Origin of the sequence: Acinetobacter sp. A47, assembly GCF_000805455.1 — a bacterium.
GTDB lineage: Bacteria > Pseudomonadota > Gammaproteobacteria > Pseudomonadales > Moraxellaceae > Acinetobacter.
This window is the reverse complement of record NZ_JSUS01000039.1, coordinates 86,427-102,786: the sequence shown is the minus strand read 5'-3', so window position 1 is coordinate 102,786 and position 16,360 is coordinate 86,427. Positions and strand designations below refer to the sequence as shown.

The window sequence follows — 16,360 nt, the reverse complement described above, 5'->3', positions numbered from 1 at the left end:
GAGATATATATGAATAAGATACAAGCTTTAATGGTCATGATACTGGCGGGAACTGCATTGCACATTCAGGCCGCAGACCAGACTGAAAGTCCTGCCGAGGCGCAGGGTGAAGTTGAGTTAACAGCAGCTCAGGAGGTAACTTTTCCTGAAATAAAGAAAAGTTACCTCAAGCTGGTAAAACGTTATGAATATAATGATGTCGCGCGTTTAGACGTAGGGATGAATAAGGATCAATTCCGTCATATTCTTGGCAATCCACACTTTAATGAAGGCGTATTTGGTGTAAAAGTATGGAATTATGTGCTGGATATTCGGGTTCCGAATACTCAGGATTACAAACGTTGTCAGCTACGGATTGATTATGACAAAAATTATATTGCCAGCCGTTTATCATGGAAAGGTGAGGAATGTCAGGGCTTGATGACGTGGGGTGTCAATAATGTTGTACCAGCAACATTACCTGCGCCATTAGCTCAGGCCACGCCACAATCTGCTGCGGTATTCTTTGCCTTTGACCGTTCTGATGCCAACTCGATTGAACCGGGTTCTGCCAATATTTCCCGTATGGCCGATGAAATTAAAAAATCTGATCGACCTGTCGTGGTCTCGGGTTATACCGACCGTTTGGGAAACTTCAACTATAATCAGGCACTCTCTGCCAAGCGTGCGCATACCGTTGCACAGCTTCTGGTTCAACAAGGTATTGACCCATCAAGAATTCAGGTACAGGCCAATAGCCAGACTGAAGATTATCAACAGTGTTCCGGGCAGGCAAGAAATAACCAGTTACTTGAATGTATGGCACCGAATCGTCGTGTCAATATTCAGTGGTAATTAATACAGTATAAGTAGAGAGCAGGTATATTTCGTACCTGCTTTTTCTTTATACCATTTCTTTCAATAATAAAAATAAAACTTCTTGAAATGAAATGGCCCTCTTCTGGTATGAGCTGAGATCAATATTATTTTAAGGTGATTAAACTGGCTAAATAATGGTTAATAGTTTGAATAAGAATAACTTTATTTTTATTTACATTTATTATGAGCGTGATTTTAATTTGCAGTCCTATTAAGTTTAAAAAAACGATATTTAATGTTGAGAAAACGGTTTATTTATCAAATAATTTTATTTTTTACAAAACAAGTGAAGTAATTGTTAATTTTTAGAGGTGATTGTTAAGCCTCGTTGAATATTTTTGTCTAGCTTTAAAAGTGCACTAATAATGAACAATAGTAGGCACTTCATATGAATAAAATTTATCGTTTGGTATGGAATAAAAGTTTACGGTTATGGACTGTAGTTTCAGAAATTGCTAGAGGTGTAACAAAGAACCGCAGTGTATCATCTGGTTCAGGTGTCACTTTACCGCTTTCTATTGAACAGTCTTCAGGCTCACGTCTAGCTTTTACCCCCACTGTATTATTGACTTTAATCTGTTCGGTTCTCTGGAGTGGAACGACTTTTGCCGGTTATGAAGCGGGTGGAGGTACTACTTATACCAACTGTACTGCAACCAGTACCGGTAGTGGGACCAAGTCAGGCAATAGTGTGGCGGTAGGTAACCAGGCCTGTGCCGCAGGTAACGGTGGAATATCTGTGGGTTCCAGAGCGGACTCAAACAGCGCGCCAGATAATATCGCCATAGGTTCAAATACGAAAACGGGCAACCGGATCTCCAATACTACCGATGCACAGCCTTTAAATGGTGGTGGACAGATTGCAATTGGAAAAAATGCACAAACTGACACGGCTGGTTCGATCGCCATTGGTAATGATGCAAAAACTGGAGTTAATCAGAACTTCGGGATTGCTGTTGGCGGATATGCTGAGGCATCCGGAAATAGTGCTATTGCTTTAGGACGCCGTGCAGGTGCAAGTGGCGGTGGTTCGGTCAGTGTCGGGTCTTATTCATCTGCAACTGCAACCAATGCATCGGCCCTTGGGGCAAATGCTGCTGCAACCGCAGCCAGTGCAACAGCTGTGGGCTACAGAGCAAATGCAAGTTCGGATGAAGCCGTTGCAATTGGCGCTGGAAGTGAAGCAACAGGAACAAATGTCACCCAACAGCAGGCATTGGCAAATCGTCGCGGAGCAGGCACAAATCCTTATCCTTCAGGCGCAGCTGCCTATACAAGTCGGGCCACAGCTGTCGGGCAAAACAACAAAGTGACCAATACCGGCGGCGGAACTGCAGTCGGGAACTCAAATACAATAGATGGGGGCGGTTTTCATAATATCGCGATTGGTCAGGGTAACCGTACCACCGGCGATGGCTATAACACGGCACTCGGGGTGGGTAATGAACTGACCAGCGGAAATTCAAGTACTGCGATTGGTGTCAATAACCGTGCAGCAGGCAACACCGCAATTGCCATGGGGCGCGGTACCAATGTACTCGCCGATTTTGGAATAGGGCTAGGTAGTACCGCTACCGTTGAGCAAGGTGCAACTGGAGGGATCTCGTTAGGTAACTCTGCAACTACCTCAGGCATCCGCGGTATTGCGATTGGTAGTAGTACCGGAGATGCACAATATGACCTTGCAACTGCTGCCAATGCGAGTGGTACAGATTCCATTGCATTGGGTACCAGTGCCAAGGGAGCCGGTAGTCAGGCGTCTGCGGTAGGCCGTCAAGCCAAAGCAACCGGAGCAAATGCAGCAGCCTATGGCAATGAAGCAGATGCCAATGGTACCTCTAGTGTAGCGGTGGGGGATAAGGCCAAAGCACAAGGTGATCATGATATTGCTATAGGCCTGGATGCGGCAACTGCAAGTGGGGGCAGCAATAATATTGCAATGGGCAATGGCGTGACTACCGGCGCTACAGGCCAGAATGTGGCGTTGGGTTCTGGTACCACCACGGCAAATGCGGCCTCCGCTTCAGGCGGTGCGGTAGCGATTGGCCGTGATCAGAAGGCCACAGGTGATGGTGCAGTTGCATTGGGTGACCCAAACACGGCAAATGGTAATGGTACAGTTGCCTTGGGACGTAATAATACTGCAGCTGGCGATGATGCAGGTGATACAGCAGCAAACGGTGCAGTGGCGATTGGTAATGAAAACAAGGCAATTGGGCAAGGTTCGGTTGCTCTAGGCAATACATCAACAGCGGCAGCGGCTGGTGCGATTGCCTTAGGCGATAGTGCCAATGCACAGGCAACTAACGGTGTCGCACTGGGTTCTAATGCAGTGGCAACCAATGCTGATGATGTGGCATTGGGATCGGGCAGCCAGACTTCAACAGCTTCGGGTGCGGCGTACCGGACAGGAACTGCAGCTCCAAGTTCTGTGGTTTCAGTGGGTACAGCTGGCAATGAGCGCCGTATCCAGAATGTATCGGCCGGTGCGGAAGATACGGATGCAGTCAATGTCAGCCAGTTAAGAAGTGTACAGGATGGTGTTGATCAGCTTGGTCAAAGTACCGCTGATGCCTTGGGTGGTGGTTCCACATATGATCCGACCACAGGTGCTGTTACTAACCCGACTTATAATATTAACGGGACAGAAACCGGCAATGTTGGTGATGCATTGGCCGAGCTGGACAAAGGCTGGACCTTGCAGTCCAATGGTGCCAATGCCGAAGCTGTAAAAGCAGGTGATACGGTGGATATCGGTACCGCCGATGGTGAGGAAAACTTGCAGGTTGCCAAAGAGGGCAACAACATCAAGTACAGCCTGAACCGTGACCTGAAAGTGGACAGCGTCACTGCAGGCGATACCGTCATCAACAATGATGGTATGAGCATTAGCGGTGGCCCAAGTATGACCAAGTCTGGCATCGATGCGGGCGGTACGACCATTAGCAATGTTGCTCCGGGAGTTGCGGGAACAGATGCAGTCAATAAAGACCAGCTTGATCAGGCTGGCCGAGACTTGACCGATAAAGGCTTTGGTCTGACTGCTCAAGATGGCACCACAGTTCAGAAAAAACTGGGTGAAGCCGTTGATGTGGTTGGTGCAGACCAGAACATTCGTACGAAAGTCCAGAATGGTCAGGTGGCAATTGAACTTTCCCGCAATCTCGATATAGATAGTGTTACTGCGGGTGACACGGTGATGAATAACGATGGTGTCAGCATTGCCAATGGTCCAAGCATGACCAAGTCTGGTATTGATGCCGCAGGCAATAAGATCACTAATGTTGCTGATGGTGATATCAGTCCGGACTCGAAAGACGCGATCAACGGTAGTCAGCTGGCCAATAATGCACAAAGTGTTGCGGATGCTCTGGGTGGCGGCTCAACCGTTAATCCGGATGGAACGGTTTCCAAGCCAACCTATAACATCAATGGAACAGAGACCGGCAATGTCGGCGATGCATTGGCCCAGCTGGATAAAGGCTGGACCTTGCAATCAAATGGTACCAATGCCGGAGCTGTAAAAGCGGGTGATACGGTGGATATTGGTACAGCCGATGGCGAAGAAAACCTGCAGGTTGCCAAAGAGGGCAACAACATCAAATACAGCCTGAACCGTGACCTGAAAGTAGATAGCGTGACAGCAGGCGATACCGTCATCAACAATGATGGTATGACCATTAGCGGCGGCCCAAGTATGACCAAGTCTGGCATTGATGCGGGCGGTACGACTATTAGCAATGTTGCTCCGGGAGTTGCGGGAACAGATGCAGTCAATAAAGACCAGCTTGATCAGGCTGGCCAGGACTTGACCGATAAAGGCTTTGGCCTGACTGCCCAAGATGGCACTACTGTTCAGAAAAAATTGGGTGAAGCTGTGGATGTAATTGGTGCAGATGACAATATCAGCACCAAAGTGCAAGACGGTAAAGTGGCGATTGAGCTGGCCAAAGACCTGAATGTGAATAGTGTGACCGCGGGTGATACCGTCATCAACAATGATGGCATGACCATTAGCGGTGGCCCGAGTGTGACCAAGTCCGGTATTGATGCAGCAGGTAATAAAATCAGTAATGTTGCTGCGGGTACTGAAGGGACTGATGCGGTGAATCTGGATCAGTTAAAAACCACTACAGCGGCTTCAAAAACCGAAGTCGAAGCCGGCAAGAACATGACAGTTGATAGTAAAACCGGAGCAGATGGACAGACCATTTATACTGTGGCGACTGCAGATGATGTCGAATTTAATTCGGTAAAAGTCGGAGATGTTACTGTTGATGGTAGCACGGGCAAAATTACCGGAGTAACCGATGGTGATATCAGCCCGGACTCGAAAGATGCAATCAATGGTAGCCAGCTAGCCAATAATGCACAAAGCGTTGCAGACGCCTTGGGTGGCGGCTCAACCGTTAATCCGGATGGAACAGTTTCCAAGCCAACTTATAACATCAATGGAACAGAGACTGGCAATGTCGGCGATGCACTGGCCGAGCTGGACAAAGGTTGGACTTTGCAATCAAATGGTACCAATGCCGGAGCTGTAAAAGCGGGGGATACGGTGGACATCGGTACAGCCGATGGCGAAGAAAACCTGCAGGTTGCCAAAGAGGGCAACAACATCAAATACAGCCTGAACCGTGACCTGAAAGTAGATAGCGTGACAGCAGGCGATACCGTCATCAACAATGATGGTATGACCATTAGCGGTGGCCCAAGTATGACCAAGTCTGGCATTGATGCGGGCGGTACGACTATTAGCAATGTTGCTCCGGGAGTTGCGGGAACAGATGCAGTCAATAAAGACCAGCTTGATCAGGCTGGCCAGGACTTGACCGATAAAGGCTTTGGCCTGACTGCCCAAGATGGCACTACTGTTCAGAAAAAACTGGGTGAAGCAGTTGATGTAATTGGTGCAGATGACAATATCAGCACCAAAGTGCAAGACGGTAAAGTGGCGATTGAGCTGGCCAAAGATCTGAATGTGAATAGCGTGACCGCGGGTGATACCGTCATCAACAATGATGGCATGACCATTAGCGGTGGCCCGAGTGTGACCAAGTCCGGTATTGATGCAGCAGGTAATAAAATCAGTAATGTTGCTGCGGGTACTGAAGGGACCGATGCGGTGAATCTGGATCAGTTAAAAACCACTACAGCGGCTTCAAAAACCGAAGTCGAAGCCGGCAAGAACATGACGGTTGATCGTAAAACCGGAGCAGATGGACAGACCATTTATACTGTAGCGACCGCAGATGATGTCGAGTTTGATTCGGTAAAAGTCGGGGATGTTACTGTTGATGGTAGCACGGGCAAAATTACCGGAGTAACTGATGGTGATATCAGCCCGGACTCGAAAGATGCAATCAATGGTAGCCAGCTAGCCAATAATGCACAAAGCGTTGCAGACGCCTTGGGTGGCGGCTCAACCGTTAATCCGGACGGAACGGTTTCCAAGCCAACCTATAACATCAATGGAACAGAGACCGGCAATGTCGGCGATGCATTGGCCGAGCTGGATAAAGGCTGGACTTTGCAATCAAATGGTACCAATGCCGGAGCTGTAAAAGCGGGTGACACAGTAGATATTGGCACGGCCGATGGTGAAGAAAACCTGCAGGTTGCCAAAGAGGGCAACAACATCAAGTACAGCCTGAACCGTGACCTGAAAGTAGATAGCGTGACAGCAGGTGATACCGTGATCAACAATGACGGTATGACCATTAGCGGTGGCCCGAGTGTAACCAAGTCCGGTATTGATGCAGCAGGTAATAAAATCAGTAATGTTGCTGCGGGTACTGAAGGGACTGATGCGGTGAATCTGGATCAGTTAAAAACCACCACAGCGGCTTCAAAAACCGAAGTCGAAGCTGGTAAGAACATGACGGTTGATCGTAAAACCGGAGCAGATGGACAGACCATTTATACTGTGGCAACCGCAGACGATGTCGAGTTTGATTCGGTAAAAGTCGGGGATGTCACTGTTGATGGTAGCACGGGCAAGATTACCGGGGTAACCGATGGTGATATCAGTCCGGACTCGAAAGACGCGATTAATGGTAGCCAGCTGGCCAATAATGCACAAAGCGTTGCGGATGCCTTGGGTGGCGGCTCAACCGTTAATCCGGACGGAACGGTTTCCAAGCCAACTTATAACATCAATGGAACAGAAACCGGCAATGTTGGTGATGCACTGGCCGAGCTGGATAAAGGCTGGACCTTGCAATCAAATGGTACCAATGCCGGCGCTGTGAAAGCGGGTGATACGGTGGATATTGGCACGGCCGATGGCGAAGAGAACCTGCAGGTTGCCAAAGAGGGCAACAACATCAAGTACAGCCTGAACCGTGACCTGAACGTAGATAGCGTCACTGCAGGCAATACACGCCTGGACAATACTGGTGTTGAAATCAAAGATCCGGTAGGCAACAGTACTTCGATTGTGGCTGGGGGGACTATTGTTAAAGATGCGCAAGGCAATAGTCATGCAAACAGTGCAGCGGGTACTACGATCAAGAATGCGCAGGGCGATAGTACACTTGTCAATGCTACAGGTTTGGCATTTACCGATGCGAATGGTCAACCTGTTGGCCCAAGTGTGAGTCGTACGGGTATGGATGCAGGAGACCTGAAAGTCACCCATGTTGCGCCTGGTACCGTGAGTGCCGATTCAACCGATGCGATTAATGGCAGTCAACTGAATGCCCAAGGTGAAGGTGTTAAAAATATCATCGGTGGTAATACAGTCTATGATCCGCAAACAGGAGGTTATAGCAACCCGGATATTGGCGGAACTGGACAGAATAATATCAATGATGCAATTGGTGCTGTAGGTGAGGCTGCAACCAAAGCGAAAACTACCGTCACTCAAGGTGACAATATCGTGGTAACCGAATCTCAAAATCCAGACGGTAGTCGTAATTATGAAGTTGCTACGGCTAAAGATGTCAGCTTCGATTCGGTAAAAGTCGGAGATGTCACGGTTGATGGCAGCACGGGCAAGATTACCGGGGTAACCGATGGTGATATCAGTTCGGACTCGAAAGACGCGATCAATGGTAGTCAGCTGGCCAATAATGCACAAAGTGTTGCGGATGCCCTAGGTGGCGGTTCAACCGTTAATCCGGATGGAACAGTTTCCAAGCCAACCTATAACATCAATGGAACAGAGGCCGGCAATGTCGGCGATGCATTGGCCGAACTGGACAAAGGCTGGACCTTGCAATCAAATGGTGCCAATGCCGGAGCCGTGAAAGCGGGTGATACGGTGGATATCGGTACCGCAGATGGTGAGGAGAACCTGCAGGTTGCCAAAGAGGGCAACAACATCAAGTACAGCCTGAATCGTGACCTGAGCGTAGATAGCGTCACTGCAGGCGATACCGTCATCAATAATGATGGCATGACCATTAGCGGTGGTCCAAGTGTAACCAAATCCGGCATTGATGCAGGTCAAAAGAAAGTGACAGGTGTTGCTGCAGGAACCATTAGCGCCGATTCAACTGATGCGATTAATGGTAGTCAAATCAATGCCCAAGGTGAAGGTGTCAAAAATATCATCGGTGGTAATACGGCTTATGATGCCAACACCGGAACCTATACCAACCCTGACTTGGGGGGGACAGGACAAGACAACATTAATGATGCGATTGCTGTGGTTGGTCAAGCCGCTACTGCTGCTAAAACCGAAGTCGAAGCCGGCAAGAACATGACGGTTGATAGTACAACCGATGCAGATGGGCATACGATCTATACCGTAGCGACCGCAGATGATGTCGAGTTCAATTCGGTAAAAGTGGGGGATGTAAATATTGATGGCACAACCGGCAAGATTACCGGAGTGACTGATGGCGACATTAACCCAGACTCGAAAGATGCCATCAACGGTAGCCAGCTGGCCAAAAATGCACAAAGTGTTGCGGATGCCCTGGGTGGCGGTTCAACTGTTAACCCGGACGGAACGGTTTCCAAGCCAACTTATAACATCAACGGGACAGAGACCGGCAATGTTGGTGATGCGCTGGCGGAACTGGACAAAGGCTGGACCTTGCAGTCCAATGGTGCCAATGCCGGAGCTGTAAAAGCGGGTGATACGGTTGATATCGGGACAGCCGATGATGAGGAAAACTTACAGGTTGCCAAAGAGGGCAATACCATTAAGTACAGCCTGAACCGTGACCTGAACGTAGATAGCATCACAACAGGTGATACCTTGATCAATACGGATGGTATGAGCATTGCTGGTGGCCCAAGTGTGACCAAGGCGGGTATCAATGCCGGCAACAGGAAAATCACCGGTGTTGCACCAGGCGCTATACGTCCGGATTCAACCGATGCGATCAATGGTAGCCAGTTACATGCCCAAGGTGAAGGTGTGAAGAATATTATTGGAGGTAATACCCAATATGATCCGGACACAGGCAAGTATACCAATCCAGATATTGGCGGTACCGGTAAAGATAACATCAACGATGCGATTGGCGCGGTTGGTGAGGCTGCCAAAGCGGCGAAGTCTACAGTCTCGGAGGGTAAAAACATTGTTGTCAAAGAAAGCAAAAATGCTGATGGCAGCAGTAATTATGAAGTCTCTACTTCACCAGACCTTGAGGTCGATAGTGTTACTGCCGGTGGGACTCGTGTGGATGGTAATGGCTTAACCATTGACGGAGGGCCAAGTGTCACCAAAGATGGTATTGATGCAGGTGACAAGAAAGTCAGCGGAGTCGCTGACGGTGAAATTGCCGCAGGCTCGAAAGATGCTGTGAATGGTGGACAGTTGAAAGGTGTCTCAGATAGTGTTGCCAATGTCATTGGTGGCAACACCACGGTGAATCCGGATGGCAGTCTGAGTACAAGCAACATTGGTGGAACTGGCAAAAATAATGTCAATGATGCCATTGAGGCTGTGAAGAATGATGCCAAGGCGGCAAAAACCACGGTGAGCAACAAAGATAACAACCTGACCGTAAATCAAAGCCAGAATGACGATGGCAGTACCAATTACGAGGTCGGACTGGCTGACAAGATCAAGGTTAAACAGGTCGATGCAGATCAGGTCAATGCTGGTCAGGTTAATGTTGCCGGCGATCAGGGGACAACCAGTATTACAGGTGGGGCTATTGCGATTACCGGACCGAAAGGTGAGCCGGGCCCAAGCATGAGCATTGGTGGAATCCATGCAGGGGGCAAAAAAGTGACAAGTGTCGCCGATGGAGCCATTGCTCAAGGCTCACAAGATGCCATTAACGGTGGACAGTTACATCAGTCCTATCAGGATATTGGTGCAGCTCTGGGTGGCGGTGCAGGCTATGATCCGGCGAAAGGCTGGACTGGGCCAAGCTATGAAGTAGCAGGTGGCAAGCATGATAATGTTGGAGATGCTTTAGGGGCGCTAGACAATGCCGATAAAGCATTGGGCGACCGGATTACTAACCTTGGCGACCAGATGCAACAGGCATTCTATGACACCAACCAGCGTATTGATGATGTTAAAAAGCATGCCAATGCTGGTGTCGCGGCAGCCATGGCCCTTGAGACAGCCCCTTATATCTCTGGCAAGTATACCTATGCGGTCGGAGCGGCTTATCATGGCGGCGAAAATGCTGTAGGGGTAACACTGCGTAAAACGGCAGATAACGGACGCTGGTCACTCACCACTGGTGTCGCAGCGGCTTCTCAGGGCGATCCAAGCTTCCGTGTCGGCCTAAGTGGCGTATTTGATTAATCATCCTTCCTAGAGCAAGGAGAACCGGAAAGGTTCTCCTGACTACAACAATAATGAAGAGAGGCATTTATGAAAAAACTACAAGCTTTAGCATTGATGATGTGTGCAAGTATGGCATTCAGCAGTCAGGCAGAAACCCAGGGTGAAGTCCCGTTAACACAAGCTCAGGATGTTACCTTTCCAGAGATCAGCAAAAGTTATCTTAAACTGGTGAAACGTTATGAATATAACGACGTTGCGCGTTTAGATACGGGGATGAATAAAGACCAGTTCCGGCATATCCTTGGCAATCCACATTTTAACGAGGGTGTCTTTGCGGTAAAAACCTGGAACTATGTGCTGGATATCCGTGTGCCGAACACCCAGACCTATAAACGTTGCCAGTTACGGATAGACTTTGACAAAAAGTACATTGCCGAACGACTGTCGTGGAAAGGTGAAGAATGTCAGGGGCTTATGACGTGGGGTGTCAATAATGTGGTTCCGGCCCCTTTACCGGCACCGGTTCAGGCGCGCCCACAGACTGCAACCATCTTCTTTGCGTTTGACCGCTCGGATGTCGGTTCGATTGAAGCAGGTTCAACCAATCTGGACCATGTAATTGACGCCATTCAGCAATCACAGAATCCGGTAAAGGTATCGGGCTATACCGATCGTCTGGGAACCTTTGACTATAATCAGGTTCTTTCTGCCAAGCGTGCCAATACGGTTGCGCAACTGCTGATTCAAAAAGGCATTGAACCTTCACGGATTCAGGTACAGGCCAACAATGAGACTGAAGACTATCGACACTGTTCAGGACAGGCAAGAAATACACAATTGCTGGAATGTCTGGCTCCGAACCGGCGAGTTAACATTCAGTGGTAACGGATAGTTAATAAAGGAGGACAGGTTGGTTGTTTATACCTGTCTTCTTTTTATACCTGTATGTCTTTTGAGAATAACGGACTGGAAAAGAATTGCTTTTGGGTCCGGGTTTAAATATTTTAATCAATGGTCAAAAATAATAAATAAATGATATTTAAAAATAATTTATACATAAAATAACAAAGACATTTTAAGGGTGTTTTTTCCTAAATTGATGAGTTTAATGTTCCAAAGTGTTGAAAATCCGGTGTTGAGTTTTGTTAGGGTATAGGGGACTGACCGCTGAGAGAGATCATGTGTTTCATACTTTTTTACATTGTGGGAAAAATATAAAGCTACATATTATTGAAATTGGCAATAAGGATTTACCCCAAGCAGTTGTATTTTTTTTACTGGATATCGAAAAGTTTTTTTCTATTATAGATAGTTTGTCGTTAAAATTTTTTAGAATTATTTTGGTTTATAAAATCAGCATATTAAATCAGGAAAGTATTGAAAAAGATTTTTTAAAGGGAGTTGAATATTTAGTCCATAGTCTTGCAGTAAAAGATATTCATTGTATTTTTGAATATAATCTGGAGGAAATTTATAAAGTTTCGTTATACTCCAGTCTTTTTTTTAGCTCAGTAACAGTATGTAGAAACTTTAATAAAATCTGTATGGAGGCATTTTTTCCGGCCTGTGCTGCCGAAAAGAAAAATATTGTCGATTTTATTGAGAAGGTTGAAATACAAATTACCAATACTTTATCGGAAGGAGAACCTTATTTATTGAAAGTGGCAAAGAAGATGAAATTAACCCCCCGGGTTTTATCAAAAAAAATAAAAAATGAAGGGGAAGAGTTTAAATTGTTGGTGAAACAAAAAAGGCATGAAAAAGCGTTGCTTTTATTGCAGGATAAAAATGTGAGCTTATCAGATATTGCTTACACATTGGGGTATACGGAGCACAGTGCATTTACACGTGCATTTAAAGCTTGGACAGGCTGTTCACCCTGTCAGTTCAGGAAGTATTTTAAATAACTCAATGTGAGGCATGAAACTTGGATATTCGGGATTTAAAAACCTTTATATATGTGGTCGATAACCAGTCCATTACGGTTGCATCCGAAAAGCTGGGGGTTAATCAGTCGACTGTGACCAAACGTATCTATAACATGGAAGAAATACTAAAAGGTGTACTGTTTAATCGAAAAACCAGACCCTTACAATTGACCAGTTTGGGGGAGAAAGTATATTTCAAGAGTTGTTTTATTTTAAAGCAGCTGGAGGCGTTGCAAAACTTTCACCAACAACCCGATGAAGTGGAAAAAAAGAAAATCAGAGTGGGCATTCCCCAGACATTGATCGATGATTTATTGGACTATGTTCTTGCTGAAAGCAAAAAAACAGATTTGCTGTCTGATATTGATATCTCGAGTGGCTGGGGGCGTAGTCTCATCCAGCAAATTCAGCAGGAGGAAATTGATCTTGCGACATTTATGATTCCTTCTAATCTGGCTATACCATCTGATTTATTATTTACCGAGATCGGCACGCTTGCATTTGTGATCGTGTGCAAGAAAGGCGAGGCATACAAATACAGGGATCTGGAAAAGTGCAGCAAGAAAGGCTGGATCTTACATCCGGAAGGTTGCTGTTTCCGGGAAAGTCTGGCCGATCTGTTATATGAGCGCAATCTGGGGTTTTATATCAATAAGGAAATCTTTGGTCTTGATCTGCAGCTCAAAAGCATTTTAAGAGGAGAGGGGCTGGGGATTTTTCCTAAACCGTTTTTTGATAAGTTCGCTTCAACAATGACTGGGCTGGAAATGGTTGAAATCAATGACTTTCCTTTATATCTGAAAGTCGGGGTAGTCAAATCCCAAAGCATGGGAAACGAAGAAGCTCATTCTTTTCTGGACATTATCCAGCAACACTATTTTTAATATGACTTTTAAGTGATGATAAAAGCCCTTGATCAATAAGGGCTTTTAATTTTTTGCTTGTTTAACCAGCCGGTTTGTCTTGATATTCATTGATCACTTCCAGCGCGGCCCGGAAAGCTTCCTGAGTGGCGGGCGCGCCACAATATGGCAGGCTATGTAGTAACACCTCCTGAATTTCTTCGACACTCGCACCATTGTTTAATGCCCCGCGAATATGGCCTTTAAGCTCTGTCGGGCTTTTGAGAGCGGTTAAAAATGCAATGGTAACCAGCGAGCGGTATTTACGCGGCAATACGCCGTCACGTTGCCAGGTTGATCCCCATGCATGTTCATTAATCCAGTCTTGTAAGGGTTGGGTAAACGGAACGGTATTCTCTTGGGCACGTTTCACAAACGACTCACCCATCACTTCTGTACGGACTTTTAAGCCATTTTCATAATCTTGTTGTGACATGTTTTTACTCTTATACGGTTAGTAAAGCAGGAGACGCCTGATCAACATCCTAACCGAATCATCCTGTCAGCTAAAGCCATTGCTCCTGACTCGACATTCTCCGGTGATAGGGGGCGATAGTGAATTCAGCCTGATCACCCCAGCTATCGGTTCAGGTGATATGATCCGGCACAAGCATTGTGGATAAATAAAGACATATCCACATCGGCATGGAGAGTGGGCTTTGCTGCAGACGGGTCTGAAGTGAGAAAAGGGCCGCCTGCAGAAGGCGACCCTTTAAAAATGTGTTGGCAGGAACGGTCAGGCAGCAAGCTCTTTGCGAACGATATCGGCGCCAGCACTCAAGGCATTAAGTTTGCCGTTGGCAACACGACGGGATAGCGGTGCCATACCACAGTTGGTTGACGGATAGAGTTTGTCCGCGTCGACAAACTGCAGGGCCTTACGCAAGGTGTCGGCTACCTGTTCTGGTGTTTCGATGACATTGCTTGCCACATCAATGGCACCCACCATCACCTTTTTGCCCCGGATCAGCTCGATCAGATCCATTGGCACCCGGGAGTTTTGACATTCAAGTGAAATGATATCGATCTTGGACTGCTGTAGCTTCGGGAATGCTTCTTCATATTGGCGCCATTCTGACCCTAGGGTCTTTTTCCAGTCTGTATTGGCCTTGATACCGTAACCATAACAAATGTGGACTGCTGTTTCGCATTTAAGCCCTTCCAGTGCCCGTTCTAAAGTCGCTACACCCCAGTCATTGACTTCATCAAAAAATACATTAAATGCCGGTTCGTCAAACTGGATGATATCGACTCCGGCAGCTTCGAGTTCCCGTGCTTCCTGGTTAAGAATCTTGGCAAACTCCCAGGCAAGCTTTTCACGGCTTTTATAATGTCCGTCATAAAGCGTATCGATCATCGTCATTGGCCCAGGCAAGGCCCATTTAATTGGCTGGCTGGTTTGCTGGCGTAAAAATCTGGCATCTTCAACAAAAACCGGTTTCTGGCGAGAAACGGCACCGACCACAGAGGGAACACTGGCATCATAGCGGTTCCGGATTCTTACCGTTTCACGTTTTTCAAAATCAACGCCTTCAAGGTGCTCGATAAATGTAGTCACGAAATGTTGCCGGGTCTGCTCACCGTCACTGACAATATCGATACCGGCATGCAGTTGTTCCTGCAATGACAGGCGCAAGGCATCCTGCTTGCCTTCGATCAGCTGTTCATCCTGTAATTTCCAGGGTGACCAGAGTTTTTCAGGCTCTGCCAGCCATGATGGTTTTGGTAAGCTGCCGGCAGTTGAAGTTGGTAATAATCTTTTCATAATCAATAATCTTGTCGGTTTTGGTAAATTAAACTGCGTAATTCTCGGCCCATTGCTCGAGGATTGGCTGGTAACGTTTGATGAATTGTTGTTCGGTAAATTTCCCTTGCTTGATCGCCAGCTGGCTGCGTTCTTCCCGGTCATAGATGATACGGGTCAAGGAGTAGTCCTGATGTTTTAGGCTCGGTTGATACCACTGCCCTGCGGCAGAATTGGCATTGTAAATTTCAGGGCGGTAGATCTTCTGGAAAGTTTCCATGGTGCTGATCGTACCGATTAGCTCAAGGGCTGAATAATCATTGAGCAAGTCGCCACGATGATAAAAAGCCAAAGGGGCAACGCTATTGGGTGGCATGAAATAGCGAACTTTTAATCCCATTTTCCCGAAATATTCATCCGTTAATGAATATTCATCTTGCAGATATTCAACGCCCAGTATCGGGTGCTGGTTTGCAGTACGCTGGTAGGTCTTGCTGCTGGAAACACTCAGGCAGATCACGGGTGCTTTATAAAAGTTATCGGTATATGTGTTTGATTCCAGAAACGCTTTAAAAATTTTGCCGTGCAGGTCGCCATAGTTTTCTGGCAGGCTGAATTGGGCCCGGTTTTTATTATGCTCCAGCAGTAATACACTAAAATCGTAATCCCGCACATAAGAAGAAAAGTTGTTGCCGACAATGCCCTCAATACGTTGGTTGGTGTGGTGGTCAAGCAGGCCGGTTTTCAGGATTTCAATGGTCGGGAAAGTCTCTCCCTTACCTTCAACATCAATATCGACCGAAATGATGTCAAGCTCGACAGAATAACGGTCTGCTTTCGGGTTATCCCAGTGCGCCAGCTGATTGAAACGATTATTTATCATGTTCAAGGTATTGCGCAGGTTCTCCTGACGGCTCGCACCTCGTGCCAGATTGGCAAAGTTGGTGGTAATACGCGTATTTTCCGAGGGCTGATAGTGCTCATCGAAACGTATGCGTTTGAGGGTAAATGTAAACTCTTTACTCATGATGACCTGCTCCCCTAATTTCTGAGATAAACCTGAATGTCTGTGGGCTCTTTGTGGCTGGACGCGCCAGTGTTCTGGTACTTTGCCGTCAATCCTGGGTTCAGTTTTGATGGAGGCTTGCCTGAACATGCTGGCCAGAATCAACTTTCACATCGTCTGCGTTAAGAGCATGAGGTCATTTATACTTGAATCATGACA

Annotated in this window: 9 protein-coding genes; 6 read left to right on the top strand and 3 right to left on the bottom strand. The window is 46.9% G+C overall.

The window, feature by feature from the left end:
- Positions 1-9 precede the first annotated feature (9 nt).
- From tpgA (OC23_RS10110) to OC23_RS10090, 5 genes are all read left to right on the top strand, one after another.
- Entirely contained in the window at positions 10-834 is an 825-nt protein-coding gene (gene tpgA, locus OC23_RS10110) for a trimeric autotransporter adhesin/peptidogylcan-associated protein TpgA (protein WP_038344574.1), read from the top strand.
- A gap of 412 nt (positions 835-1,246) precedes the next feature.
- Entirely contained in the window at positions 1,247-10,579 is a 9,333-nt protein-coding gene (locus OC23_RS18815; protein WP_038344571.1) for an ESPR-type extended signal peptide-containing protein, read from the top strand.
- Positions 10,580-10,648: 69 nt separating this feature from the next.
- Complete coding sequence (gene tpgA / locus OC23_RS10100; RefSeq protein ID WP_038344569.1) at positions 10,649-11,446, top strand: trimeric autotransporter adhesin/peptidogylcan-associated protein TpgA; 798 nt, start codon at positions 10,649-10,651, stop codon at positions 11,444-11,446.
- Positions 11,447-11,742: 296 nt separating this feature from the next.
- Entirely contained in the window at positions 11,743-12,468 is a 726-nt protein-coding gene (locus OC23_RS10095) for a helix-turn-helix domain-containing protein (RefSeq protein ID WP_038344650.1), read from the top strand.
- Positions 12,469-12,488: 20 nt separating this feature from the next.
- Entirely contained in the window at positions 12,489-13,373 is an 885-nt protein-coding gene (locus tag OC23_RS10090) for a LysR family transcriptional regulator (protein ID WP_038344567.1), read from the top strand.
- A gap of 61 nt (positions 13,374-13,434) precedes the next feature.
- On the opposite strand, the gene OC23_RS10085 is transcribed toward OC23_RS10090, so the two are convergent.
- From OC23_RS10085 to OC23_RS10075, 3 genes are all read right to left on the bottom strand, one after another.
- Entirely contained in the window at positions 13,435-13,827 is a 393-nt protein-coding gene (locus OC23_RS10085; RefSeq protein ID WP_038344565.1) for a carboxymuconolactone decarboxylase family protein, read from the bottom strand.
- Between the two features lie 300 nt (positions 13,828-14,127).
- Positions 14,128-15,156, bottom strand: coding sequence for a methionine synthase (locus OC23_RS10080; protein WP_038344563.1), 1,029 nt, complete (start codon positions 15,154-15,156; stop codon positions 14,128-14,130).
- Positions 15,157-15,184: 28 nt separating this feature from the next.
- Complete coding sequence (locus tag OC23_RS10075) at positions 15,185-16,162, bottom strand: DUF1852 domain-containing protein (protein WP_038344562.1); 978 nt, start codon at positions 16,160-16,162, stop codon at positions 15,185-15,187.
- Between the two features lie 36 nt (positions 16,163-16,198).
- On the opposite strand from OC23_RS10075, the gene OC23_RS19575 reads away from it, so the two are divergent.
- Entirely contained in the window at positions 16,199-16,327 is a 129-nt protein-coding gene (locus OC23_RS19575; protein WP_264673652.1) for a hypothetical protein, read from the top strand.
- Positions 16,328-16,360 lie beyond the last annotated feature (33 nt).

Excerpts from the sequence above, each read along its gene's own strand:
- OC23_RS18815 (WP_038344571.1), top strand. The coding sequence starts at position 1,247 with ATGAATAAAATTTATCGTTTGGTATGGAATAAAAGTTTACGGTTATGG.
- tpgA (WP_038344569.1), top strand. The coding sequence starts at position 10,649 with ATGAAAAAACTACAAGCTTTAGCATTGATGATGTGTGCAAGTATGGCA.
- OC23_RS10075 (WP_038344562.1), bottom strand. The coding sequence starts at position 16,162 with ATGAGTAAAGAGTTTACATTTACCCTCAAACGCATACGTTTCGATGAG.
- tpgA (WP_038344574.1), top strand. The coding sequence starts at position 10 with ATGAATAAGATACAAGCTTTAATGGTCATGATACTGGCGGGAACTGCA.
- OC23_RS10085 (WP_038344565.1), bottom strand. The coding sequence starts at position 13,827 with ATGTCACAACAAGATTATGAAAATGGCTTAAAAGTCCGTACAGAAGTG.
- OC23_RS19575 (WP_264673652.1), top strand. The coding sequence starts at position 16,199 with ATGTCTGTGGGCTCTTTGTGGCTGGACGCGCCAGTGTTCTGGTACTTT.
- OC23_RS10080 (WP_038344563.1), bottom strand. The coding sequence starts at position 15,156 with ATGAAAAGATTATTACCAACTTCAACTGCCGGCAGCTTACCAAAACCA.